Source organism: Streptomyces sp. SID13726, assembly GCF_010548375.1.
GTDB lineage: Bacteria > Actinomycetota > Actinomycetes > Streptomycetales > Streptomycetaceae > Streptomyces.
Window position 1 is genome coordinate 1 of sequence record NZ_JAAGLY010000065.1, and the last position, 1025, is coordinate 1025.

Sequence of the window (1025 nt, forward strand, 5' to 3'; positions counted from 1 at the left end):
GATGGGCGAACCGCCGGAAGACCGCTCAGGGCTTGGCCAAGCGGGCGCGGATCGTCCTGGAGTGTGCCACGGGGCAGTCCAACAGTGCCGTGGCGCGGGAGTTGGGGGTGGCTCGCTCCACGGTGAATATGTGGCGGGCCCGGTTCCTGACCGGCCGGTTGGACGGACTGGCCGACGAGCCGCGTCCCGGAGTGCCGCGCACCATCACCGATGCCCAGGTGGAGGAGGTGGTGGTGCGCACCCTGGAGGAGGTTCCAGAGGGGGCCACGCACTGGTCCAAGCGGGAACTGGCCAAGCGGGTGGGGATCTCGCCGACCAGTGTGCACCGCATCTGGCGGGCGTTCGGCCTCCAGCCGTGGCGCGTCGAGGACTTCAAGATCTCCCCGGACCCGCTGCTGCTCGACAAGATCCGGGACGTGGTCGGTCTGTATCTGGCGCCGCCGGCGAATGCCGCGGTGTTCGCGGTGGACGAGAAACCGCAGATCCAGGCGCTGGAGCGGACCGCGCCCGTGCTGCCGATGGTGCCCGGCACGCCCGAGCGGCGCAGTTTCGACTACGTCCGGCACGGCACGGTGGACCTGTTCGCCGCGCTGAACACGGCCACCGGCAAGGTGATCGGTCATCTGTCCGCGCAGCACCGGGCGGTCGACTTCCGGGACTTCCTCGATGAGATCGACCGCCAGACCGGGCCTGGCCCGGCGATCCACGTGATCTGCGACAACCTCTCCGCCCACAAGGCGCCCGTGGTGCGCCGCTGGCTGGTCGAACACCCCCGCGTGCAGTTGCACTTCACCCCGACGTACTCGTCCTGGCTCAACCAGGTCGAGCGGTGGTTCGCCGAGCTGGAACGACGCTGCCTGGAGCGCGGCACATTCTGCTCGCTCGACGAGCTCAAGGCCGCACTCGAAGCCTGGATCAAGACCTGGAACACCGACGCCCGGCCCTTCCACTGGACCAAGACCGCCGACCAGATCATCGACCGCATCTGCCACTACTGCACACGAATCTCCGGACCAGCTCACTAG

Annotated in this window: 1 protein-coding gene; it reads left to right on the top strand. The window is 68.5% G+C overall.

Annotated features, from left to right (window positions below; genetic code table 11):
- A partial coding sequence (locus tag G3I78_RS46340) for an IS630 family transposase (protein WP_164436541.1) occupies positions 1–1025 on the top strand: 1025 nt, incomplete at its 5' end.